The 22,734-nt window shown below is 47.6% G+C and carries 20 protein-coding genes and 1 riboswitch; of the genes, 16 read left to right on the forward strand and 4 right to left on the reverse strand.

Annotated features, from left to right (window positions below):
* Positions 1-179 precede the first annotated feature (179 nt).
* Positions 180-338, reverse strand: coding sequence for a hypothetical protein (locus tag NSQ58_RS15760; RefSeq protein WP_179085475.1), 159 nt, complete (start codon positions 336-338; stop codon positions 180-182).
* Positions 339-632: 294 nt separating this feature from the next.
* Here NSQ58_RS15760 and NSQ58_RS15765 point away from each other — a divergent pair, with 294 nt between their 5' ends.
* From NSQ58_RS15765 to NSQ58_RS15785, 5 genes are all read left to right on the forward strand, one after another.
* Positions 633-1,964 carry an extracellular solute-binding protein gene (locus NSQ58_RS15765; protein ID WP_023986661.1) on the forward strand — a complete coding sequence of 444 codons (1,332 nt, stop codon included), beginning with the start codon at positions 633-635 and terminating at the stop codon, positions 1,962-1,964.
* Between the two features lie 228 nt (positions 1,965-2,192).
* A complete protein-coding gene (locus NSQ58_RS15770; protein WP_023986662.1) occupies positions 2,193-3,083 on the forward strand; it encodes a carbohydrate ABC transporter permease in 891 nt (296 codons plus the stop codon).
* Between the two features lie 5 nt (positions 3,084-3,088).
* Positions 3,089-3,922, forward strand: a complete 834-nt coding sequence (locus NSQ58_RS15775) for a carbohydrate ABC transporter permease (protein WP_013308419.1) — start codon at positions 3,089-3,091, stop codon at positions 3,920-3,922.
* A 30-nt stretch (positions 3,923-3,952) separates the two neighbouring features.
* The gene (locus NSQ58_RS15780; protein ID WP_023986664.1) at positions 3,953-5,749 is read left to right on the forward strand and encodes a sensor histidine kinase; all 1,797 of its coding nucleotides are present in this window, start codon (positions 3,953-3,955) and stop codon (positions 5,747-5,749) included.
* Entirely contained in the window at positions 5,730-6,914 is a 1,185-nt protein-coding gene (locus NSQ58_RS15785; RefSeq protein WP_028541242.1) for a response regulator, read from the forward strand. Before NSQ58_RS15780 ends, NSQ58_RS15785 begins: the two co-directional genes overlap by 20 nt.
* A 72-nt stretch (positions 6,915-6,986) precedes the next feature.
* Here the strand turns inward: NSQ58_RS15785 and NSQ58_RS15790 are convergent, their stop codons facing one another.
* Complete coding sequence (locus NSQ58_RS15790) at positions 6,987-7,892, reverse strand: LysR family transcriptional regulator (RefSeq protein WP_341057830.1); 906 nt, start codon at positions 7,890-7,892, stop codon at positions 6,987-6,989.
* Between the two features lie 160 nt (positions 7,893-8,052).
* Between NSQ58_RS15790 and NSQ58_RS15795 the strand changes: the two genes are divergently transcribed.
* The 6 genes from NSQ58_RS15795 to NSQ58_RS15820 all read left to right on the forward strand — a co-directional run bounded on the left by NSQ58_RS15795 (position 8,053) and on the right by NSQ58_RS15820 (position 14,766).
* Positions 8,053-8,643 carry a flavin prenyltransferase UbiX gene (locus tag NSQ58_RS15795; protein WP_023986667.1) on the forward strand — a complete coding sequence of 197 codons (591 nt, stop codon included), beginning with the start codon at positions 8,053-8,055 and terminating at the stop codon, positions 8,641-8,643.
* Positions 8,644-8,671: 28 nt separating this feature from the next.
* Positions 8,672-10,090 (forward strand): non-oxidative hydroxyarylic acid decarboxylases subunit C, encoded by a 1,419-nt coding sequence (locus tag NSQ58_RS15800; protein ID WP_028541240.1) that lies wholly within the window; start codon positions 8,672-8,674, stop codon positions 10,088-10,090.
* 41 nt (positions 10,091-10,131) lie between these two features.
* Complete coding sequence (locus tag NSQ58_RS15805; protein WP_028541239.1) at positions 10,132-10,356, forward strand: non-oxidative hydroxyarylic acid decarboxylases subunit D; 225 nt, start codon at positions 10,132-10,134, stop codon at positions 10,354-10,356.
* A 71-nt stretch (positions 10,357-10,427) separates the two neighbouring features.
* Positions 10,428-10,889 (forward strand): pyridoxamine 5'-phosphate oxidase family protein, encoded by a 462-nt coding sequence (locus NSQ58_RS15810; RefSeq protein WP_341057831.1) that lies wholly within the window; start codon positions 10,428-10,430, stop codon positions 10,887-10,889.
* 164 nt (positions 10,890-11,053) lie between these two features.
* On the forward strand, positions 11,054-12,214 hold the full coding sequence (locus tag NSQ58_RS15815; RefSeq protein ID WP_341057832.1) for a serine hydrolase domain-containing protein: 1,161 nt from the start codon (positions 11,054-11,056) through the stop codon (positions 12,212-12,214).
* A gap of 215 nt (positions 12,215-12,429) precedes the next feature.
* Complete coding sequence (locus NSQ58_RS15820) at positions 12,430-14,766, forward strand: Ig-like domain-containing protein (protein ID WP_068941007.1); 2,337 nt, start codon at positions 12,430-12,432, stop codon at positions 14,764-14,766.
* Positions 14,767-14,836: 70 nt separating this feature from the next.
* Here the strand turns inward: NSQ58_RS15820 and sdaAA are convergent, their stop codons facing one another.
* Both sdaAA and sdaAB read right to left on the reverse strand, forming a co-directional pair.
* Positions 14,837-15,736, reverse strand: coding sequence for an L-serine ammonia-lyase, iron-sulfur-dependent, subunit alpha (gene sdaAA, locus NSQ58_RS15825; RefSeq protein WP_013308429.1), 900 nt, complete (start codon positions 15,734-15,736; stop codon positions 14,837-14,839).
* Positions 15,726-16,415 carry an L-serine ammonia-lyase, iron-sulfur-dependent subunit beta gene (sdaAB, locus tag NSQ58_RS15830; protein WP_341057834.1) on the reverse strand — a complete coding sequence of 230 codons (690 nt, stop codon included), beginning with the start codon at positions 16,413-16,415 and terminating at the stop codon, positions 15,726-15,728. The genes sdaAA and sdaAB overlap by 11 nt, the downstream gene beginning before the upstream one ends.
* A gap of 211 nt (positions 16,416-16,626) precedes the next feature.
* A riboswitch (glycine riboswitch) is annotated at positions 16,627-16,742 on the reverse strand.
* Between the two features lie 214 nt (positions 16,743-16,956).
* Between sdaAB and NSQ58_RS15835 the strand changes: the two genes are divergently transcribed.
* The 5 genes from NSQ58_RS15835 to NSQ58_RS15855 all read left to right on the forward strand — a co-directional run bounded on the left by NSQ58_RS15835 (position 16,957) and on the right by NSQ58_RS15855 (position 22,726).
* The gene (locus NSQ58_RS15835) at positions 16,957-18,546 is read left to right on the forward strand and encodes a DUF6359 domain-containing protein (RefSeq protein ID WP_341057836.1); all 1,590 of its coding nucleotides are present in this window, start codon (positions 16,957-16,959) and stop codon (positions 18,544-18,546) included.
* A gap of 325 nt (positions 18,547-18,871) precedes the next feature.
* A complete protein-coding gene (locus NSQ58_RS15840; protein ID WP_053324471.1) occupies positions 18,872-19,903 on the forward strand; it encodes an ABC transporter ATP-binding protein in 1,032 nt (343 codons plus the stop codon).
* Positions 19,881-20,807, forward strand: coding sequence for an ABC transporter ATP-binding protein (locus NSQ58_RS15845; RefSeq protein WP_028541233.1), 927 nt, complete (start codon positions 19,881-19,883; stop codon positions 20,805-20,807). Before NSQ58_RS15840 ends, NSQ58_RS15845 begins: the two co-directional genes overlap by 23 nt.
* Before the next feature lie 13 nt (positions 20,808-20,820).
* Positions 20,821-21,789, forward strand: coding sequence for an oligopeptide ABC transporter permease (gene opp4B / locus NSQ58_RS15850; RefSeq protein ID WP_068941018.1), 969 nt, complete (start codon positions 20,821-20,823; stop codon positions 21,787-21,789).
* 28 nt (positions 21,790-21,817) lie between these two features.
* Entirely contained in the window at positions 21,818-22,726 is a 909-nt protein-coding gene (locus NSQ58_RS15855) for an ABC transporter permease (protein ID WP_023986676.1), read from the forward strand.
* Positions 22,727-22,734: the final 8 nt, after the last annotated feature.

Here is a 22,734-nt window from a genome sequence, read left to right on the forward strand (position 1 = left end):
AAGATAAAAGAGCACAGCCTTAACGGGCTGTGCTCTTTTTCCTATAACCGATTCATTTATCATTCACATGAAAGATCATTATCGTGGATTCGGTCAAAAGTTGTATGGTATCCTGGTTGTCCTTTGTATAGTGGTGCTTAGTCAGCATTTTTAACTGAGGACAGTATTAACTGGGGAAGTTAATCTATTTCAACCTGTTCTGTCTGAAGGACACTCAAGGCTTGAAGTTTACGGGTAATTTCTTTTTGCCACTTTGTATCTCCGACTTGTACGGCAAGATTGAGAAGATCCAAATAATCATCAATATGCAGGGAGGTTTTATTAAAAGTTTCTTTCACTGCGGTCCTGCCTCCTTTAAAGTCTATGTGTATTTATCATTTAATAATGATAATCATTATCAAACTATGATCTTATTCATATTATGCCTGTGTTCTAGATAAATTGCAAGTTATGATATGAATGAATTTTGAAGCACGCAAATGAGGGCTTGAAAAAACAAACCCTTCTCCTTAAGTTCACGCATTGTTCACGTCTTTTCTATGGAACATAATGAAAAGAACAAGCGGGCATTGAGTGTCCACCAATAAGGAGGGCAAATTGCGCAATGCTTCAACAAGAGGAGGAAAAAGACCATGAGCAGAACAAAAATGAAAGCGTTTGCCATTGTGATGGCGAGCGCCTTGGCATTGACGCTGGCAGCTTGTAATAACGGACAAAGCGCAAGTCCGGGAAATTCAGGAGAACCGAGCAGAGGCACCGCAACGAAAGATGTTACGATTACCTTTCAGAACATTAATCCTGATCCGAGCACCCCTTCGTACAAAATGATTAAGCAAATTGTAGGTCAATACGAGCAGGATCATCCTCATGTCAAAATTGAATTGGATTCGCTAAATACAGATCAACAAAAGCTTAAGCTGAAAACACAGGCAGCGGCGAAGGAAGTACCTGATATCACGATTGTAAACCCGGCTGCACAGATGAAGCCATTCGTAGATGCTGGGCTGCTGGCTCCATTAAACGATGTGGCTGATAAAGAGGGGTTAAAAGATACGTTTCAGAATGGACTTCTTAATTACTATAGCTTCGACGATAAGCTCTATGCTTTTCCGGACGGTAACAATATAGAAGTGGTGTTTTACAATAAAGAACTGTTCAAGCAGGCGGGAATCCAGAAGTTGCCGACCACCTTTGACGAGCTGATTACGACGGTCAAGACGTTGAAGGCGAAGGGAATTACTCCGATTGCCATTGGGGAAAAGGATTCATGGACGGGTTCCCTCCTTTTTATGAATATTTTGTTGCGTACAAATGAAGGGCCGAATTTTCTCAATGATGTACTGGACGGTAAAAAGACGTTTAACGACCCAGCTTTTGTGGAAGCGGTGGATGCATTTCAGGAATTGGTGCAGGCAGGAGCTTTCCCGGATGGAGCTACATCTATTGACTACAATGCAGGTGGTAATATTTTTAAAACTGGAAAAGCCGCGATGTATATCATGGGTACATGGGAAACGGGGTCTATTGATGCTTCTTCGGTAGCGGGTAAGGTAGGAGCGTTTCAATTCCCTACGGTGAATGGCAAGGGTGATGTGAATGAGTATGTAATTGCGCCGGGCAGCGCATTTGCGGTATCTGCGAACAGTGAACATTTACAGGAGACGAAGGATTTTCTGCACTATTTTATTACGGAGATGCCCAAAATTCAGTTTGATCTGAAAAATGCGATTGGCAGTGGTCAGAAAATGAAAGGTGATCTGAAGGAAGCGGGCTACTCCGAGTTAGCGATTAGTCTTAATGAGCTGTTCAAGAATGTAAAAGGGGGCGATCTCGCTTTTGATAATACGATGAATCCGGCTATTGCGCAGGCGCATCTGAGTAGCATTCAAAACCTGTTCGTGCAAAAAGAAGACTCTGCACAAGTTGCCAAGGAACATCAGAACACTTTTGAAGCGAATAAATAAGTGAGGATTTTGCAAAAATCCAATAAGCGACTCCCAATGAACAATATATAGATCGAAATGGCCTAGTTCGTCTAGATATTGCACTTTGGAGCGACTGGAATCGAATTTTGCAAAATCCTGAAGTAGCTGACACTAGGGAGGGGGCAGAGTGCTCCTTCCCTGATTGGAAATCATGTAGGTTGTGCATCCTCAGAAGATGTTCAGAATCAACACAAAGGAGATTAGAGCATGAATGTACTGAAGGTGCCAGCACGTACCATTGCCGTTTTCGTGCTACCCTGCCTGTTGTTGTATACCTGTATGGTATTTGTTCCGATTCTGGTGTCGGTGTATTGCGGATTGCTGGATTGGAACGGAATCGCCGAGGCAAAGTTCGTGGGGCTGGCTAATTTTGAACGGATTTTTACAGCAGATTCAGTGTTCTGGCCGTCCGTGAAACGGACTATGATGTTCGCTGTGTTTTCCATGCTGGAAATTCCGTTCTGTCTGTTGCTGGCGATCTTGCTTAATCGTTATGTGCGTAAGGCCAATACGCTGGTTACGATGTATTTTCTGCCGGTTATTCTATCGGTGGTCATTATCGGGCAGCTGTGGAAGACGATCTATAATCCAGCTTCGATGGGTGGAATGCTGAACGGTATTTTGCTGGCGATTGGGCTGGAAAGCTGGACGCGCTCATGGCTGACGGAACCGCAGATAGCGATGTACGCCCTCTATTTTGTATCGTTGTGGCAGTATTTTGGCTATCATTTGCTTATCCAGTTTACCGGGGTGCAAAATATACCGAATGAGCTGTACGAAGCAGCTAAAATTGATGGAGCTGAAGGATTTAAAGCAGACCGCTATATTACGCTGCCGCTCATTGTACCTATTTTCAAGATATCAATTGTATTAGCATTTATCGGCTCCCTGCAATCATTTGATTTGATCTGGGTGATGACGGGTGGAGGACCAGCTCATGCAACGGATACAGTATCTACGTATATGTACAATATGTCCTTTTTATCGATGAAATACGGATATGGCAGCGCATTAGCTTCAATTCTCGTAGTGATTTGCTTGTCATTTACAATTGTGATAAATTTTGTTTTCAAACGAATCGAAAATAAGGTAAGCTAAAGGAGATGGAACTGTTGAATGCCTTAAAAAAAACGGGAGTCTTTTCCTTATTGGCAATCTTAATTGTCACGCAGCTGTATCCACTCTTTTGGCTGCTGACCTATTCGTTGAAGACGAATGAAGAGATATTGAGCTCAAGCTTCTTTGCACTCCCTCAAGTGCCTCAGTGGCACAACTATCAGGAAGCCTATGAATCAGGGAGCTACTTGCGTTATTTAGGAAACAGTGTACTGGTGACCGGGGTTACGATGATTTTCGTCATTTTATTAAGCTCGATGACTGCTTATGCGATTACACGTTTTCGTTGGCGCTTCGGGGCTGTTGTGCTGACTTTGTTTTTGATCGGGATGATGATCCCGATGCAAGCTACGCTGCTGCCGCTGATGGTGATGTTTAAAAACGTCCATATTCTGAATACGTATTTCTCACTGATTTTACCCTACATTGCTTTTCAGACACCGATTGCGGTCTTCATCCTATCCGGCTTTATGCGGTCCATTCCCCACGAAATTGAAGAATCCGCTTACATTGACGGAGCAAGCATTTATCGTATTTTCCGCAGTGTAATCTTACCCATCTCGATTCCGCCTATCATGACGGTATGTATTTTAACTTTCATTAACATCTGGAATGAATACATTATGGCTGCCACCTTTATCTCGTCCGAGAAGCTCAAAACTCTCCCTTTCGGCGTATATACGTTCGTCAGCCAGTATTCTGTGAACTACGGTAATATTGGTGCTTTTCTAGTCATGGGTGCCTTACCGGTCATTATTATTTATTTTGTTCTGTCCGAAAATATCACCAAGGGCATGGTTGCGGGAGCGGTTAAAGGATAGGCGGCCGATGCGAAAGGAGCGCACGGAGGTATGCTGCGCCGTTTTCAATCCATTCAATACCGCTTGTTTGTTCTGTTCCTGTTGAGCATGTCCGGCATTGTGCTGGCGGTCAGTCTATTATTTTACAACCGTACTACGGTGCAGTTCCATGATAAGGTCAGCGAGCTGGCGCGTAAAAATGTATCCCAGACGGCAGGCCTGTTCGAATTGCTACTCGGCAGCTATAACAGTCTCTCCAAATCGATCAGCAACAATATGGATTTGGTTCGTCTGTTGACGACGGATAGTAGTGATTTACCTGCTGTCAATTACATCAACGAACGTACGATTACGAATATTCTGGGCGCTATCTATTATTCGCGTGAGGATCTGATTGGCATCCATGTCATCACAGACACAGGCAAGGTATATAACTATGGCAATTATATGAATGTCATTGATACTCATTACGAACATACGGAATGGTATAAGGAAATTCGAAAGTCGGCGGGCAAAATTGCATGGCTGGGCGTGTATCCTCACTCTGTCATTGATCAGGTGGAAACCAGACCCGTGTTTGCGTTTGGACGGCAGCTCTATGATCTGGATGAACACAAGCCGATTGGTATTGTCCTGTTTGAGGCTGAGCCGCGTTCTGTTTTGTCCGCTCTCCACAATTTGCGGTTAGGCACCAATAGTCAGGTATATTTGTTGGGTCATGAAAATCGAATTGTGTCGGCCACTTCCTCTGATCCGCCACCGGATTTGCAAAATCTAGAGCAGCAGGTACCGGAGGAGGATGTTATTGTAAATCGAAGTAATGAAAGAGTTGTAATCGCTTCCAAGTTGCCGTTTGCCGACTGGTCTGTGATTAGTGTGACACCTAGTGAGGATCTGAACGTGGAGTTGGTGCAAAATCAAAGGTACTTATTTATCGTGGCACCTATACTTATTATTGTGTCGGCGTTAATTGCATCTATCGTCTCCAGAGGCATTTCCCTTCCACTCAAGCGAGTCATTCGGGAAATGAAGCGGGTAGAGACAGGAAATTTCCGTCATACGGTAAACACCAAATCCTATGAAGAAATCAATCAACTAGCTACCTCTTTTAACCATATGGTAAGACGGATTGCAGAGCTAATCGAGCTGGTGCGTATATCATCGGTCAGTGAAAAAAATGCGGAGCTGCACGCGCTACAGACGCAGGTCAATCCACATTTTCTGTATAATACGCTGGATATGATCTATTGGATGCTGGATGAAAAGGGACAAGATCAGCTCGGAGAGGTGGTTCTCTCCTTATCCCATATGTTCCGTTACAGCAGCCATTGGGAAGAGGGGGCCGATGTAAGCCTTCGTGAAGAAGTGGAGCAGGTTGGGCACTATCTCACCATTATTCAAACTCGGCTGGAGGGTAGGGTATCTGTAGACATTAGCATTGATGAACGATGGATGGATATCCGCCTGCCGAAAATGACCTTACAGCCATTGATTGAAAATGCAGTGAAGCACGGACTGGAGCCTCTTCATGCGGATACAGGTGGCAAGCTGCTCGTCAGAGCGGAGGAATATGACGGTGTATTGAGCCTGCACATCATCGACAACGGTGCAGGGATGGAGTACGAACGATGGGAGGTGGTCCAGGTCGCTTTGGCAGAACCCGGCAAACAGGCGGGCAGCGGGCAGGCGGGAGGCATCGGCCTGCAAAACCTAAATTTACGGCTACGGCACATGTTCGGAGAAGAGTACGGCCTACGGATCTCTAGCGCACCTGGGGCCGGAACAACAGCCACTGTAAGTGTGCCTCTGCCACAGAAGGAGGAGAAACATGAATATTCTGATAGCTGACGATGAAAATATGATTCGGCAGGGGATTCGGCGTACCATTGGCCAAGCTCTACCAACCTGCGGCATTCATCTCGCTGCTTCCACCGAGGAGGCAGCAGGCATTCTGGCGGAGCATCCTGTAGATATTGTATTAACTGATATCCTGATGCCCGGTATGGATGGTCTGGAATTCATGCGTATTTCTAAGCGAAAGCATCCTCATCTGCAGTGGGTTGTCATCTCGGCCCATTCCGACTTCCAATATGCACAAAGAGCAGTAAAGCTGGGTGCCAAAGACTACCTGTTAAAGCCGATTGGTAAAAAAAAGCTGCTGGAGTGCATTGAAATACTGGCAGCCGAAGCGCTTGTGGCCTCGCAGCAGGCGAACGAGGGTAGACTTCTCAAATCCAATATGGTTTATTTGCGTGAAGCCGTTTTCCAACGCTATGCCCTTGGACTGGATACGGGCAAGCTGGATATACAGCCTTTTGTCGAAAATTATCCGGAATTCCATCTCTTCATGGTTCGCATGGAACCTGATCACAAGCAGACACATCTGGAGCATTTTATGATTGAAAATGTACTGTCCGAGCTCATTGAGGCAGGAGGCAGCGGCTTTGTCGTCAGTCTAGACCGCCATAGTCTGCTGGGCATTGCAAGGGTAAGAGATGAGGCAGAGGCCGCACGGCTAGAGACGTTGCTCGAATCCCATTTGAAGCGTTATGTGAAGGTGCCCCTACAAATTACACGTTCGGGTGTTCATCACAATTTTGCCTCCATACCTGAAGAGGTGGCGCGACTAAGACGTACGCCAGAGGAGATTGCAGCCGCAGCAGCGGATACAGGAGAATGTCTCCGCAAAGGAATGCATACGGTAGATGTGGCATTGCAATACATTCGGGCTCACTTTACAGAGGAGCTGTCGCTGGAGAAGGTGGCTTCAATCGTATTTTTGAATCCGGTGTATTTCAGCCAGTTATTCAAGCAAAAGACGGGACAAGGCTACAAGGATTACGTCATTTGCTTGCGTATGGAGGAGGCGAAGCGGCTGCTCAGTGATCCTCATCTGCGACTGGCTGATATTTCAGAGCGGATCGGCTATCAGGATATGAGGCATTTTACACAGGTATTCCGGCGCAAATGTGGAATGACTCCAACCGAGTATAGACATCAGGGAGTCAAATAAGGCGGTATCAACGACCGAATGAAGGAAGTTCTTCAAGCATCAGACTGTTTCAGGAGTAGAGCGGTAGAGCATCTACTCGGGAGCAGTCTTTTTCGTGTCTCCAGCTTGTAGCAGTTCAACAAATTTGCGAGCTGCATTGGATAAATAACGATCCTTGCGCCATACGACGGCAGGCCGTGTGAAGGGGAATGGCTCCTTAATGGAGAGTGTGCGAAATCTGTCCCCGTATTCTTGTCCCAAGCCAGCGTCTGGAATGATAGTAATTCCCATGCCTGTGGAAACGAGTGAGAGAATGGTCGATATTTCAGGACAGTCCAGTACGACGCGCGGAATAAGATGGTGTTCCTGAAATTTGCGGATGACGGTTTCGTATAGTCCGTGTCCTTCTGTTCGGCGTCCCAACAAGAGGTCATAGCTGGCAGCTTCCTGTAATGTAATTTCCCCACTGGGATGGCGATCTGCCCATTCACACGGAAGAACCGCAACAAAAGAAACGCCCTCCAGTTCAATCGTATGGTACGATTTGTCATCTACCGGAAGCAGCAGCAGGGCCAGATCCACTTTATTTTGGTACAGCAGTTCTTCCAGATGATGTGTGTCTCCGTGTCCTATTTTAACGTATACCTCTGGAAAATCCTGATGAAAGCGGCTGAGTTGTTCAGTAATCAGAGACATACAGGCGGATGACGTGCCTATAGCAAGTGTGCCGGTTACTTTGTTTTCAAACTCCCCAATTTCTCTACAGGTGTCCTCCATTTCAGCCAATAATCGCTTGGCGCGTGTATACAGTGTATATCCGGCCTCGGTTACCTCCCACTTCTTTCCTTCACGGTAAATCAGCTTTACGCCAAGCTCGTCCTCCATATTTTTGAGTTGTTGACTCAGCGGAGGCTGGGCCATGTTGAGCGTTTTGGCGGCCTTGGTGATTTGCCCTTCCTCCACGATGACGCAAAAGTAATGCAGATGCTTCATGTCCATTGGGATTCCTCCTTATTTCTAAACAACGCTTCAATTTGAATACTTTTAAAGTATGTATTCCATATATTATATATATTTTTCGTGTGCAAGGAACGGGCGTATAATTTTTGACAGTAATGCATGGGTGAACATAAAACGATGGGATGGAAGGAGGGGACATATGAAGAAAATCATTGTAGGAATATCGGGAGCGACAGGGTCGATCTTTGGTATCCGTATATTACAACAATTACGAGAGGCTGGAGTCCAAAGCCATCTGGTGCTATCCCCGTGGGCTATTGCGAACATTCCCTATGAGACAGGCTACACGGTGAAGGAAGTGGAGGCAATGGCGGATGCAGTCTACTCGTATAAGGATCAGGCTGCGCGTATTTCCAGCGGCTCCTTTCGAGTAGACGGCATGGTCGTCGCTCCTTGCAGCATGAAGACCCTTGCCTCTATTCGTATAGGTATGGCGGACAACCTGCTTACCCGATCAGCGGATGTGATGCTGAAGGAGCGAAAGAAGCTGCTGCTCATGACCAGGGAAACACCATTAAGCAGTATCCATCTGGAAAATATGCTGGAGCTGTCACGTATGGGCGTGATGATCCTGCCGCCGATGCCTGCCTTTTATAATCATCCTGCAAGTATCGAGGAATTAGTGGATCATATTGTTTTTCGTGCATTGGATCAGTTCGGTATTGTCACAACCGCAGCCAAACGCTGGGATGGAATGAAGCAGAATGACTCCAGGCTGCACCAGAATTGAGAAATCGAAAGACGAAGGAGAATGAACAATGGCTTATAAAGACTTTCGCGATTTTCTACACACCTTGGAAAAGGAGGGACAATTACTCACGATCAGCGATGAGGTAAAGCCGGAGCCGGACCTCGCAGCAGCTAACAGAGCATTAAACAATCTTGGAGATAAGACGCCTGCTCTCTTTTTCAACAACATCTATGGATATACGGATGCTCGTATTGCAATGAATGTGATGGGCTCCTGGCCCAATCATGCCCTCATGATGGGAATGCCCAAAAACACGCCGCTCAAGGAGCAGTTTTTTGAATTTGCCAGACGCTATGAACAATTTCCGGTGCCCGTGAAGCGGGAAGAAACCGCTCCTTTTCATGAAGTCGAGATTACAGAGGATATTAATTTGTTTGATATTTTGCCGTTGTTTCGTTTGAATCAGGGGGACGGAGGGTTTTATCTGGATAAAGCAATTCTAGTTTCACGCGATCTGGATGACCCGGACACCTACGGTAAGCAAAATGTCGGTTTGTACCGGATGCAGGTAAAAGGCAAGAACCGTTTGGGCATCCAGCCTGTACCACAGCATGATATTGCGATCCATATCCGTCAGGCTGAGGAGCGCGGCGAAAATCTGAAGGTCGCTATTGCCCTCGGATGTGAGCCTGTGATTACAACGGCTGCTTCTACGCCGCTGCTGTACGATCAATCCGAATATGAGATGGCGGGCGCCATTCAGGGTGAGCCTTATCGTGTGGTCAAAGCGAAGAATGCAGATCTGGATCTGCCTTGGGGAGCCGAGGTCATTTTGGAAGGCGAAGTGTTAGCAGGTGAACGTGAGTATGAAGGTCCATTCGGTGAATTCACAGGTCACTATTCCGGCGGTCGCGCGATGCCAGTCATTCAGATTAATCGTGTATATCACCGCAAACAGCCTATCTTTGAGCATCTGTACATCGGGATGCCTTGGACGGAAACGGATTATATGATCGGTGTGAATACAAGTGTACCGTTGTTTCAGCAGCTTAAGGATGCTTTTCCTAATGAAATCGTAGCCGTTAATGCCATGTATACGCATGGGCTGGTCGCTATTATTTCCACGAAAACCCGGTATGGCGGCTTTGCAAAGGCTGTGGGAATGCGTGCGTTAACAACTCCGCATGGATTAGGGTATTGCAAGCTGGTCATTGTGGTGGATGAGGATGTCGATCCGTTCAATCTGCCGCAGGTCATGTGGGCTTTATCCACCAAGCTTCATCCAAAGCATGATGCTGTCATTGTTCCTGGCTTGTCTATTTTACCGCTTGACCCCGGCTCTGATCCGGCAGGTATGACGCACAAAATGATATTGGATGCGACGACACCTGTAGCACCGGATATTAGAGGACATTACTCGCAGTCGCTCGATTCCCCGTTGGGTGTAGCGGAATGGGAGAAAAAGTTGAGCCAAATGCTTCGCTGAATATTTTTAAAAATAAAGAAAGATTAAAGGAGTGCTGACAGATGCATATTTGTCCCCGTTGTGAATCTAATCGTTCAGAAGTTGTTACCCGCTCGCCAGTTAAAGGCGCCTGGGAGGTTTTGTTGTGCCCTGTATGCCTGTTCACATGGCGGACCTCAGAACCGGATAGCATTACTGATCCAGCAAAGTATAAATCGGCGTTCAAGGTAAACCCCCAAGATATTCCGAATGCTGCTCATGTTCCTCCTATTCCAGAGCGGATATAGGGTCGTTCGTAAGTAGCCGTAAATTATGGTACTTTGAAGTTATAGGCCAAAAGTAAAGGGGATTATACTTCATGCAGACACCAAGGATTGGTAAGGAACTGTTCACGCTACTGGACGGTAAGGGACTGGAGGACAAGCAGCATGAAGCAATGATGCTGCTGACGGTCACGGAAGATCAGTGGCCGCACATAGCGATGATTAGTGTGGGCGAAGTTGTAGCGCTGGACGAGGGGAATTTGCGTCTGGCACTATGGCCAGGCACGACCACGACGGGCAACATGATTCGTACCGGGAAGGCGACGCTTGCGGTGTTTACCGGGGGGAAGGCGCATTATGTGCGGTTGTTGCTGGAACATCTGCCTGCTTTGCCCGAAGCCAAGCATGTACGTGAGCGATTTGCGGCTCATGTTTTTGCAGCCAGAGAAGAGTCGGCCCAATATGCGGATATCTTGACAGGTGTCACGGTCCGTCTCAAGGAACCGGAATCGGTGATCCATCGCTGGAAGGAAACGGTGGCCGAGCTGTTAATGTAAAGCCATCTGATTATGACAAATAATCTATGTATTTACCAAGTTTACCGTTAAAATAAATGCGGGGAATAAGCGCTTACAAGGGATCGCGCTGAGCTTGTTGGAACAGGAAATTAGAGCGCGAGGGGAAGGTTGTTTCTTTTGAAGGAAAAATAGGAGGGATGAATATGTCTCGTTTTGACAAGGTAGATCAGCTATTGAAACATTTCGTAGCAAATGGGCCAGCAGGTTGCGGTTGTGCCATTGCCCAGAATGGTCAAGTGTTGTATGAAGGATATCATGGATATGCTGATCTGGAAGCCCGAAAGCCAATCACTGAGGATACAGTGTATCGCTTGTTTTCCATGACAAAGGTTGTTGTCTGTACGGCTGCACTTATGCTGTACGAACGCGGGCAATTTTTGTTGAATGAGCCTTTGTATGAATATTTTCCCGAATATCGTAATGCGCATGTATTCAAAACCGCTCCTAACGGATACACCTATGTGGATAAGGCGGAGAAACCCATTTTAATTAAGCATATATTCAATATGAGTGTGGGTCTTCCTTACGCTTCCGAGTCTTCAGAGACAGGACGGGCAATGCAAAAGGTCCTTACAACGTTAAAGGAAAAGCAGGGGAAATATGATCTGCGCACAGAAATTAAAGCGCTTTCTGAGATTCCGCTTTCTTTTGAACCGGGAACACGCTGGTTATACGGATATGGACATGACCTGGTTGCAGGTCTTATTGAAGTGATTTCAGGTAAATCATTAGGGCAATTCCTAAAGGACGAAATATTTGATCCGCTTGGAATGAACAATACAGGTTACCGATATCGTGGAGATATTGAATCGCGAATGGCCTCCTTTTACCAACGAACAGACGCCGGAGAGCTAGAAAAAATAGAGGGTTTCTTGGATGAATATCATCAGCCAGATGCTCTATATGAAAGTGGGGGCGCAGGTCTGTATTCGACAGTTAAGGAGTACCTTACATTTTCACAAATGCTGTCGAATGGAGGTATGGTAGATGGTGTGAGGCTATTAGGGAGGAAAACCATTGATTTAATGCGCACCAATCATCTGAATACAGATCAATTATTGGATTTTACTAATTCATATCATACAGGTTATGGTTACGGACTGGGCGTGCGCACGTTAATTGATAAAGCGGCTGGGCATGCAAATAGTTCTATTGGAGAATTTGGCTGGACGGGAGTAGCAGGCACTTGGGTTTCTATAGATCCAAGCGAACAATTCTCCGTCGTTTATATGCACCAACTGGCTCCTAATATGGAAGAATACCATCATTTGAGAGTTCGCGCAGCAGCTTATAGCTGTTTGTAAATGCGAGGTTGTGGGTCTGTTGGGTAAACTCTTCACTATGGCTCTGAAGCTACACAAATTGTAATGTCTAATCTTTATCAGAAATGATCTAGTTAATAAGGACCAAATTTCCTTCGAAGCCTAAACTATTCTTTTCCATATGACGACATAAAACGTAGGTGTAAGGATTTTGCGAAATCCTTAATTTAAGTTTTGGAATGGGAGGGAATTAGATTTTGAAGAATAGATGGTCCGGTTTTCTGGCGTTGGTCATCCTGATTTCAAGTTTTACATCATATGCAGGGTTTGCATCTGCTGCGGATGCGGTGCTTTCCAAGATTGTCCTTTCCTCTAACGAGGTAACTTTGCAGCAGGGAGATACGGCTGCGTTGACGGCTACTGCTGTTTTTAGCGATGGGACAACCTCGAATGTAACCGTAAGCACGGATTGGAAAAGTGATAATACAGCTATTGCTACTGTGTATAACGGTACAGTTTCGGCCAAGGCTGAAGGGGAAGCCACCGTGGTTGCGACCTATAAAGAGAAGGTGCAATCGGTTCAGGTACATGTAACGAAAAAGGTTAAGGCGCTGACATCCAGTGTACAAAGCCTGAACTTGCGTTCAAGCGGTACAGGACAGGTTGATTTGACAGCGACATACAGTGATAATACAACAGCTCAGGTTTCGGGTGATGCTACTTGGACCTCCGATAATCAAAAGGTAGCCACAGTAGTTAACGGATTGGTTACCGCTCAGGGAGCAGGTACAGCCAATATTAAGGCCGTATATGGTCAACAGACCGTAACCATTGCTGTGCAGGTGGAGCAGGTTAAACGTCTCGATGTCAGTTCATCAGAGGTTTCTCTTTTGCTGAAGGATACTGAGAAGGTTAAACTTACGGCGACGTTCCCGGATGGATCGGTACAGGACGTAACAGAGTCCGCTGAATGGAGCTCCAGCAATGCAGCTGTGGCGGATGTACTGAAAGGCACCATTACCGGCTACAGCGCGGGAAAGGCGACAATTACAGGTAAATATGGCACGATGTCCGCTACGATTTCGGTAGATGTCGATCAAACGAATAAGCTGAAAGCCAGCGAATCCAATATTTTTCTCCGTCTGGATGAATCTAAAAAAATACAAGTTTCTGCCGTTTACCCGGATGGGACGGTAACGGATATCACAGATAAAGCTACTTGGACATCCAGCGATGAAAAAATTGCGACTGTGAATAAGGGAACGATTATGGCCATTGGAGCGGGTTCGGCTACGGTGACCGCTAAGTATGGAGATAAGACTGTTTCGATCAAGACAGATGTCGAAACCTCCAGATATTTGGATTTGAGTGAGGACAAGCTGAGCCTGAATGCCAAGGAATCCAAAAAGCTCAAGCTGACCGCAACGTATGTAACAGGTACGGAAGAAGATATCACAAGTAAGGCAGAGTGGAAGTCCAGCAATGAAGATATCGCTTTTGTCAGTGCGGGAGAAGTAACGGGTTATAAAACAGGTGAGGCTACGATCACCGCCTCTTATGGTGGCAAAACAGTTACAGCTACGGTATCCGTAAATGTACCCGGTGATTTGTCTCTGTCCTCCAAAACGGCAACGATTGATATTGATGAGGACTATACTGCAACTTTGACGGCTACTTATGCGGATGGGCGTAAGGAAGATGTAACACAGGATGCAGAATGGGCTTCAAGCGCGGAAGATATTGCTTCTGTGTCCAAAGGAACGATTACGGGTAAATCCGCTGGTAAAGCGGTTATTACAGCGACCTATAATGGCAAAAAACTGACGATTAACGTACAAGTAGGCCTTGTAGACCGTCTGGAAACAGACTCGCGTGTAATTGCGCTTGGTGCTCAGGAAACGAAGCAGCTAAAAGTAACAGGAGTTAAGAGTGGCGGTACAAAAACAGATGTAACCAAGGACGCCACCTGGACAACTAGCAATGTAAAAGTGGTTGAAGTTAGCGAAGGTTTGATCAAAGCGAATGGTAGCGGTAAGGCAACGGTGACTGCTTCATATGGCAAGCAAAACATTACGTTTACGGTAGAAGTGGACGTAGCGCAAAAGATTGAAGCGGATGCAATCGCGTTGTCACTTAAATCCGGAGATCAAAAAACCATCGCGATTGTGGTTAAATCGAGTGATGGTAAAGAAAAGGACGTTACGGCCCAAGCTGAATGGAAAACGTCTAATTATAAGGTAGCCACTGTTAAAAAGGGTCAGGTTACTGCGGTTAGCTACGGTAAAGCTAACATTCAGGCGAAGTTTGGCGGGAAGGTAATCAGCGTACCCGTGGATGTTGATACGCTTAAATATCTGCAAACAGACGAAGTTGCTTTGAATTTGAAGGCAGGACAGCTGGCCAAGGTTACGGCTACAGCCACGTATAAGGATGAGTCGGAGAAGGATGTTTCCAAACCGGCTGTCTGGTCCTCGTCCAGAATTGTTGTTGCGACCGTCAAAGACGGTAACATTAAGGCACAGGGCAAGGGCAAAGCAGTAATTACTGTGAAATATGCAGGTAAAATGACGAAGATACAGGTAACCGTTCAGTAAAAAAGAGAGCAAGCATACGTCCAAGGATGACATGCTTGCTCTTTTTTTTAAGGAGGCTACCGCTTATAAATTATGACTTATCCTTCTTGGTCGGTGTGTTGCGTGTAAGTGATTCAGTCAAACGCTTGCCAGTGGGCGTCTGGGCCAAGCCGCCTTTGGCGGTCTCGCGGTGCTTCGACGGCATCGCACTGCCGACTTCAAGCATCACGTCAATGACTTCGTCAGACGGAATAGCGCTGCGCACACCCGCCAAAGCCATATCCGCTGCGGCAAGCGCAGTCACGGCTCCCAGCCCGTTGCGCACGATGCACGGAATCTCCACGAGTCCGGCGACGGGATCGCAAATCAGGCCGAGCGTGTTCTTAAGAGCGAGGCCCACGGCGTGAACAGCCTGTTCAGGCGTACCACCACGCAGCTCGACCATAGCGCCAGCAGCCATCCCGATAGCTGAACCAATCTCAGCCTGACAGCCTCCCTCCGCGCCAGAAATGAAGGAGTTGTTGGCGATCACGTAGCCAATGGCTCCAGCGGCGAACAGGCCGTTCACCATATGCTCATCATCCCAGCCGAACCGCTCCTGCGCACTGATGAACACACCAGGGATAACCCCACATGAGCCTGCGGTAGGCGTGGCGACAATGCGACCCATGGATGCATTTACCTCCGACACAGAGAGGGCATAAGCCATGGCGAGCGCGGAGGCATCGCCGGAGCAGGTTTCCCCTGACCGCAGATACTCGGCTAGGCGCTTGCCGTCACCGCCCGTCAATCCACTGCGGGATACGGTGTCTTGTGTCTGACCGCGATGAACGGCTTCCTTCATGACTTCATAATAATCAGACATTTGGCGAAAGATTTCTTCCTCCGTTGTATTCGTCTCTTGTACCTGCTCTTGAATCATCAAACGGCCAATTGTGGTGGATTCTTCAGCGCATAAAGCGCTGATTTCATGCAGATGGCTAAACCGCATCGGATTCAGCTCCTTTTTTCAAATTAATCATCTTAATTTCATACATATGAGGTAAAGAACGCAGCTCCGCAATCAATACAGCCGGAGCAGAACTGTCCGTTTCGATGGCGGTGAGTGCTTCACCATCCCGGCCTTTGCGATCTACGTGCATATAGGCAATGTTAATGTGAGCCGCGCCCAGCGCTGAAGTTATCGCGCCCAATGTACCGGGCTTATCCGAGTGGAGAAGCACCAGCGTAGGCAGCTCCCCAGTCAGATTGACCCGGAATTCGTTGAGCTGCTGGACATGGATGCTGCCGCCGCCGATGGAGGAGCCAAGCAGTGTGCGCTGATCCTCGCCCTTCCATAGCTCGAAACGGACGGTGTTCGGATGAGGCGCTGGTAGCCCGCTGACGGCGAATTCCACGGCCATCCCGGCTTGCTCTGCCCATTGCTCGGCATCCGGAATCCGGTGATCGTCCGTATCGTAATTAAGCAGCCCTGCGATGAGCGCCAGGTCTGTACCGTGTCCTTTATACGTGTCAGCGAAGGAGCCGTACAGTGTCATGCGGGCACGATCAGGTTGCGCCCCGAGCCAGTGCCGGGCAACGCGTGCGAGCCGCACAGCGCCTGCGGTGTGTGAACTGGAAGGTCCGGTCATGGCCGGACCGATAATGGAAAATACATCTTTGAAACGCATGGTGTGGCCCCCTGTATGTTCTAATACCATACTATATGGTATTTCCGCGTCTTTGCGCGGTTATGACGGTTCTTAATGCTGACGCACAATGTGAGCACAAAAAAGGACAGGATAAGGAAGTTTCCCTTATCTCTGTCCTCGTTACCTGAGAGTTTCGTGCGGTGTTCTTACCGCCTTACCCCTTGGGTGGCTTGCGCTCTCTCCAGAGTTGCGTCAGATGACGATACATGGACCTGAGAGATTATCCGTCAGCCGGGTGCTGACGCCTTGCTCCTTCGGTGCCGCCAGAGTGTAGGCTCCCTGGACAGACTCTCCCGTCATCTTCATTCGCATATACCGTTCTACATGTCTTTCTTAGCGTAATGTATGCCGTGCTCGGTGTCAATCACAGGTTTAATTTTTACATAAACAGGTGCGTTCCCAATAAAAAAGATTAAAATTTACATAATTATGGATGAAATCAGGAAGGAATTAGAAGATTGGCGGCTAATCTGATAAAGGACAAGTATATTTATGGAAATCATAGGAGGGATATTGACGTATGGTAAAAGGCTTGCGATTCACAGGTTCACGCTTAAAAGGGATGTTGCATCTAGCAGCTATCGTATCACTGCTGATTGGGATCTTCGTTCCATTCGGTCAGGTCAAGGCGGAGGGAGCATTGACAGTAGCCGAAGCACTTCAGCGCCAAAGCAGTGGAGGTACGGTGACGGTGGAAGGTTACATCGTCGGACATGCTACCGGATCGAAAACGGCTAACTTTTCTTCCCCGTTTGCGAATGATTTTAACGTACTGATTGCCGATCAGGCAAATGAACGTAATACGTCTAATCTGTTGGATGTACAGCTGACTTCAGCGTACAGAGGGCAATATGGGCTATCAGGCCATCCTGAGCTGATCGGCAGCAAAATTCGTGTGACGGGTACACTCGGCGCCTACAATAATTTTGGTGGAGTGAAAAGTCCAAGCGCTGTTGAACTGGTGAGCGGAAGCGAGCCGGGGGAACCAGGCGAACCTGGCAACCCGGGTCAACCCGGTACTACACTGCCGGATGGAAAAGGCAAAAAGGTGCTGTTCGATAATACGCACGCACAGACCGCTGGTGCAGCAGATTGGGTCATTGAAGGCGCCTTCTCCGACTTTGCCAATGGACTGCGTAATGTAGGCTTTACGGTAGACCAATTGAATCGTCCTATTCCTTTTACTTATGGAGAGCAGGCCATAACATTTGACAAGCTGCGCCAATATGATGTGTTCATTATTGGTGAAGCGAATGTTGCCTTTAAGGCATCCGAGCAGGCTGCCCTGCTGCAATACGTGAATAGCGGGGGGAGCGTCTTCTTCATCTCCGATCATTATAATGCGGACCGTAACAAAAACCGTTGGGATTCCTCCGAGGTTATGAATGGTTACCGTCGTGGAGCCTATACTAATCCGGCCAAGGGCATGACTGCAGAAGAAGCTGCATCACCGGCGATGCAAGGATTAACAAGCTCCGATTGGCTGGCGGCCAACTTTGGCGTTCGTTTCCGTTACAATGCGCTGGGTGATGTGAATGCTACCGACATTGTAGCCGCAGATCAATCTTTCGGCATTACCAAGGGTGTGCGCTCGATTGCAATGCATGCAGGATCTACGCTGGCTATTATTGATCCTACCAAGGCTAAAGGCATTGCTTATATCCCTTCAGGCACGAAAAAATGGGGTAATGCGGTAGACCAGGGAGTTTATAACGGCGGGGGCCGTGCGGAAGGACCTTATGCCGCTATCTCCAAGGTAGGTCAAGGCAAGGCAGCGTTCATCGGTGATTCTTCCCCTGTAGAAGATGCTACACCGAAATATGTGCGTGAGGAAAACGGACAGTCGAAGAAGACATATGATGGTTTTAAAGAAGTGGATGATTCCACCTTCCTGGTGCAAACGGTTCAATGGCTTGCATGGAAGCAGGACTACACGAAATTGTCTGATGTGGCAGGTTTGACTCTGGATCAGCCAACGAAGCTTCTACCATTTGAGGAGCCTGCGGCTTCCACAGAACCGCAGCCTGAGCCTTGGTCTGCTCCAGCAGCAGGCTACAAATGGTACGATCCTAGAACGTTCAAGTCTGGCTCCTATGGAGCGGCTTCATAATTATCGCCAGAAGCTCAATGTGAGCTGGTATTAGTTAGTCGTTTGATCCCTGCAGAGGGATCAGGCGACTTTTTTTGTGATGAAAATTAACCTGTGGTTGGTTATTTCATTACATTTTGTGCCAGAAAGGCCGCGCTACTGCTGGATCATTGATTTTTTAAATGATGTTGATAGCATAATCTTAATTGATATATCCATATACTGGTGATAGGATGTATTCAAATTATTCCGACAAAAACGGTATGTAATGTTCATGAGAGGTTTTAAACATCAAACATGGTGAGAATAAGCGGGACAAGACCATGGAGAATGGAGGAAGCGCGCATTGAATACCGGACCCGTGTTGGAAATTAAAGGATTATCCGTATCTTTTCGCATCAAGGATCAATATCACCCCGCAGTCGACCATCTGGATCTGACGGTCAACCCCAATGAAGTGCTGGCTGTAGTCGGAGAATCCGGCTGTGGCAAAAGCGCGCTGGCGCTTTCGATCGCACAACTGCATGACATGGAACGCACGCGTGTAGAGGGAGAGGTCCTTTTTAAAGGCACGGACCTGAACCGTCTTTCTTCAGGGCAAATGAATAAAATCCGCGGAGCGGGCATTGGCATGATCTTTCAGGACCCGCTGACAGCACTCAACCCGTTAATGAGCATTGGTAAGCAGATTGAGGAAAATCTTGATTATCATACGTCACTATCTACGAAGCAAAAAAGGGAACGTGTGCTGGAGCTGCTGGAAAGCGTAGATATACCGAATCCTGTGCGTGTGTATGAGCAGTATCCGCATGAACTGTCAGGAGGGATGCGTCAGCGTGTGATGATCGCGATTGCCATAGCTTGCCGACCTTCTCTTATTATCGCAGATGAACCAACTACTGCGCTCGATGTAACGATCCAATCGCAAATTCTCGACTTGCTCAAACAGCTTCAACAGGAGAGTGGGAGCGGAATTATCTTGATTACGCATGATCTTGGTGTTGTGGCAGAAGTAGCCGACCGCGTGGTGGTCATGTATGCCGGAGAAATCGTGGAGAGCGCTGATGTTTTTGAATTATTCAGGCATCCACAGCATCCGTACACGCGTTCTTTGCTTGCTTCCATGCCGGGATCGCATACCAAGGGGGAATCACTGCATGTCATCGGCGGCATTGTTCCCTCATTACAAGATATTCCCCGCAATAGCTGTCGCTTTGCCCCGCGTATTCCCTGGATTCAGCAGGGAGTGCATGAAGACCATCCCCAACTAAATGAAATTTCCCCTGGACATTGGGTCCGTTGTACATGTTACCAGCATTTTCATTTTGAAGACGAGGCAAAGGGGGAAGCTGCTCATGGCACTACTGGAGTTAAATGATTTGAGGGTCCACTATCCGGTGCGCGGTGGTTTCTTCCAGCGTGTTATCGATCAGGTGAAAGCAGTGGATGGCGTGTCGATCAGCATTGAGGCAGGCCAGACATACGGGCTGGTGGGAGAATCCGGCTGTGGAAAAACGACGACAGGCAGGACGATCATCGGTCTAAATAAGCTGACGAGCGGACGGATTCTTTTTAAGGGAAAGGACCTTGCGGCTCTGAGCCGTAACAACCGTCATCCGCTGCGTAGAGACATTCAGATGATTTTTCAGGACCCCTACTCTTCGCTCAACCCGCGCAAGCGCGTATTGGATGTCATTGCTGAACCGCTGCGAAATTTTGAAAGGCTGAGCAGTGAGGAGGAACGGAGGAAAGTACAGACGTTGCTGGAAAAGGTCGGCTTGAACGCCGATGCAGCCTACAAATATCCGCATGAATTTTCCGGGGGGCAACGGCAACGGATCGGGATCGCGCGTGCGCTGACATTAAACCCCAAGCTGATCATTGCTGATGAGCCGGTGTCGGCGTTGGACGTTTCCGTGCAGGCACAGGTGCTTAATTTTATGAAGGATGTGCAACGGGAATTTAATTTGACGTATTTGTTCATCAGTCATGACTTGGGTATTATCCGTCATATGTGCGACCAAATCGGTATTATGTACCGGGGCCGTCTAGTGGAGCAGGGGAGCGAGCAAGACATTTATGAGCGTCCACAGCATCTGTATACCCAGCGCCTCATTGCAACCATTCCCAATATTGATCCTACAAAACGGCTGGAAAATGCCCAAAAAAGGCGAATGCTCTTATCCTCCTACAAAACAGAGCTGCCCAAACATCTAGACGTGAGTGGAAAGCCGTTTGCACTAAAATCAGTAAGTCCATCTCATCAAGTCGCGCTACCATAAGGGGGGTACAGAAATGTGGAAATTTACACTGCGTCGGCTGCTGGTTATGATCCCTCAACTTTTTGCACTGAGCGTGCTTATATTTTTCCTGGCTAAGGCTATGCCGGGGGATGCACTGACAGGACTTATTACTTCGACACCCAATCTGAATCCGGCCGCACTGGAAGAACAGCGACAAAGACTGGGACTGAATGATCCGGTGTGGGTGCAGTATGGGAACTGGCTCGTCCAGCTTGCTCACGGGGATCTGGGCAAATCTTATGTACATAAAATTAGCGTTACCGATCTGATTGGCAGCCGTCTGGGAAACACGTTCTTTCTGGGCGTAGTAATTCTGGTTCTGACGTATCTGATCGCCATTCCGCTCGGCGTACTCAGCGGTCGTTATCAGCATAGTCTGCTGGACAAAACCGTAGTGGGCTATACCTATCTCAGCTTTGCCACACCTCTATTTATACTCGCGTTGTTGCTGCTGTACGTATTCGGATTCAGGCTCGGCTGGTTTCCAACCAGCGGCAGTGTGGATGTAGGCGTGGAGCCGGGGACATGGTCATATTACGTGAACAAGTCGTATCATCTCATTTTACCGGCGGTTACAGGCGCATTGCTCAGTACAACGGCTACGATTCAGTATTTGCGCAATGAGGTCATTGACACACGACTGAAGGATTTTGTGAAAACAGCGCGTTCCAAAGGGGTGCCCGAAGGTAAAATTTATTCCCGCCATATTTTCAAAAACTCTCTATTGCCGATTGCTGCCTTTTTGGGCTATGACCTGACGGGAGTAATTGCAGGCAACATTTTCCTTGAATCTATTTTCGGTTATCCGGGGTTAGGACAATTATTTCTCCAGTCCATCACTCAACGGGATTTTTCAGTCGTGAACGCACTGGTCATGGTCTCCGGCTTCTTGGCGCTATTAGGGACCCTTTTATCTGATGTCATCCTGAGCAAAGTCGATCCCCGCATTCGAATTGAATAGCGAATAAGTCTAGAGAAAGGGAGGGATTATGGTGTCTATACAGGTGGAGGAGGTCTTCACGCCGGAAATCATTCGTAAATCACCATCCAGTTGGTCTGTACTGCGTCGTGAGCTGGTGCGTGACAAAATGGCCTTGGTTTCCATTGGCTTTGTAATTCTGTTCTTGATCTTTATATATGCCTCTGTCCTGTTTGTAAATCAGGATGTAGTCACGACGGTGGATTTGGGCGCAATCCGTGAAGCTCCCGGCTCAGTGCATTGGCTGGGCACAGATCGAGCGGGCAGGGATATTTTTGGCCAGCTGGTCATTGGAGCCCGCAATTCCTTCACGATCGGCTTTACGATTACATTGTTATCTGCCGCTATTGGCTTAACGTTAGGTTTGCTGGCTGGTTTTTATGGGGGGCTGGTCGATAACATCATCATGCGGATCATTGATTTTATTCTGGTACTTCCATTTCTGATGTTGGTCATCGTATTTGTCAGCATTGTACCCAAAAGCGGCATAGGGTCCTTTATTTTCATTATGACTGCCTTTTTATGGATTGGAAAAGCACGTCTGATCCGGGCCAAGGTGTTGTCGGAGCGCGAACTGGATTATGTGCAGGCTTCCAAAACCCTTGGCACACCCAATTGGAAAATCATCTGGTTTGGCGTGCTGCCTAATCTTAGCTCGGTCGTGATCGTCAATCTGACCCTCAGCCTCGCGGGAAATATCGGGATTGAGACCGGGCTTTCTTATCTCGGTTTTGGCTTACCGGAATCTACTCCAAGCTTGGGTACACTGGTGAGTTATGCGAATGACCCGGATGTTTTGCAGAATAGCTGGTGGATGTGGTTGCCTGCCTCACTGCTTATTTTGGTGCTAATGCTGGCGATTAACTTTATTGGCCAGGCGCTCAAACGCGCCACGGATGCCAGACAACGATTGGGTTAACCGAAGTT

This window comes from Paenibacillus sp. FSL M7-0134 (genome assembly GCF_038007865.1).
GTDB classification, from domain to species: domain Bacteria; phylum Bacillota; class Bacilli; order Paenibacillales; family Paenibacillaceae; genus Paenibacillus; species Paenibacillus polymyxa_B.

Bases quoted from the DNA above. Each gene is read 5' to 3' on its own strand.
- sdaAB (WP_341057834.1), bottom strand. From the start codon at position 16,415: ATGCGTTTCAAAGATGTATTTTCCATTATCGGTCCGGCCATGACCGGA.
- NSQ58_RS15845 (WP_028541233.1), top strand. From the start codon at position 19,881: ATGGCACTACTGGAGTTAAATGATTTGAGGGTCCACTATCCGGTGCGC.
- NSQ58_RS15785 (WP_028541242.1), top strand. From the start codon at position 5,730: ATGAATATTCTGATAGCTGACGATGAAAATATGATTCGGCAGGGGATT.
- NSQ58_RS15855 (WP_023986676.1), top strand. From the start codon at position 21,818: ATGGTGTCTATACAGGTGGAGGAGGTCTTCACGCCGGAAATCATTCGT.
- NSQ58_RS15765 (WP_023986661.1), top strand. From the start codon at position 633: ATGAGCAGAACAAAAATGAAAGCGTTTGCCATTGTGATGGCGAGCGCC.
- NSQ58_RS15775 (WP_013308419.1), top strand. From the start codon at position 3,089: ATGGAACTGTTGAATGCCTTAAAAAAAACGGGAGTCTTTTCCTTATTG.
- NSQ58_RS15800 (WP_028541240.1), top strand. From the start codon at position 8,672: ATGGCTTATAAAGACTTTCGCGATTTTCTACACACCTTGGAAAAGGAG.
- sdaAA (WP_013308429.1), bottom strand. From the start codon at position 15,736: ATGCGGTTTAGCCATCTGCATGAAATCAGCGCTTTATGCGCTGAAGAA.
- NSQ58_RS15790 (WP_341057830.1), bottom strand. From the start codon at position 7,892: ATGGACATGAAGCATCTGCATTACTTTTGCGTCATCGTGGAGGAAGGG.
- NSQ58_RS15815 (WP_341057832.1), top strand. From the start codon at position 11,054: ATGTCTCGTTTTGACAAGGTAGATCAGCTATTGAAACATTTCGTAGCA.
- NSQ58_RS15770 (WP_023986662.1), top strand. From the start codon at position 2,193: ATGAATGTACTGAAGGTGCCAGCACGTACCATTGCCGTTTTCGTGCTA.
- NSQ58_RS15810 (WP_341057831.1), top strand. From the start codon at position 10,428: ATGCAGACACCAAGGATTGGTAAGGAACTGTTCACGCTACTGGACGGT.
- opp4B (WP_068941018.1), top strand. From the start codon at position 20,821: ATGTGGAAATTTACACTGCGTCGGCTGCTGGTTATGATCCCTCAACTT.
- NSQ58_RS15805 (WP_028541239.1), top strand. From the start codon at position 10,132: ATGCATATTTGTCCCCGTTGTGAATCTAATCGTTCAGAAGTTGTTACC.
- NSQ58_RS15795 (WP_023986667.1), top strand. From the start codon at position 8,053: ATGAAGAAAATCATTGTAGGAATATCGGGAGCGACAGGGTCGATCTTT.
- NSQ58_RS15835 (WP_341057836.1), top strand. From the start codon at position 16,957: ATGGTAAAAGGCTTGCGATTCACAGGTTCACGCTTAAAAGGGATGTTG.
- NSQ58_RS15780 (WP_023986664.1), top strand. From the start codon at position 3,953: ATGCTGCGCCGTTTTCAATCCATTCAATACCGCTTGTTTGTTCTGTTC.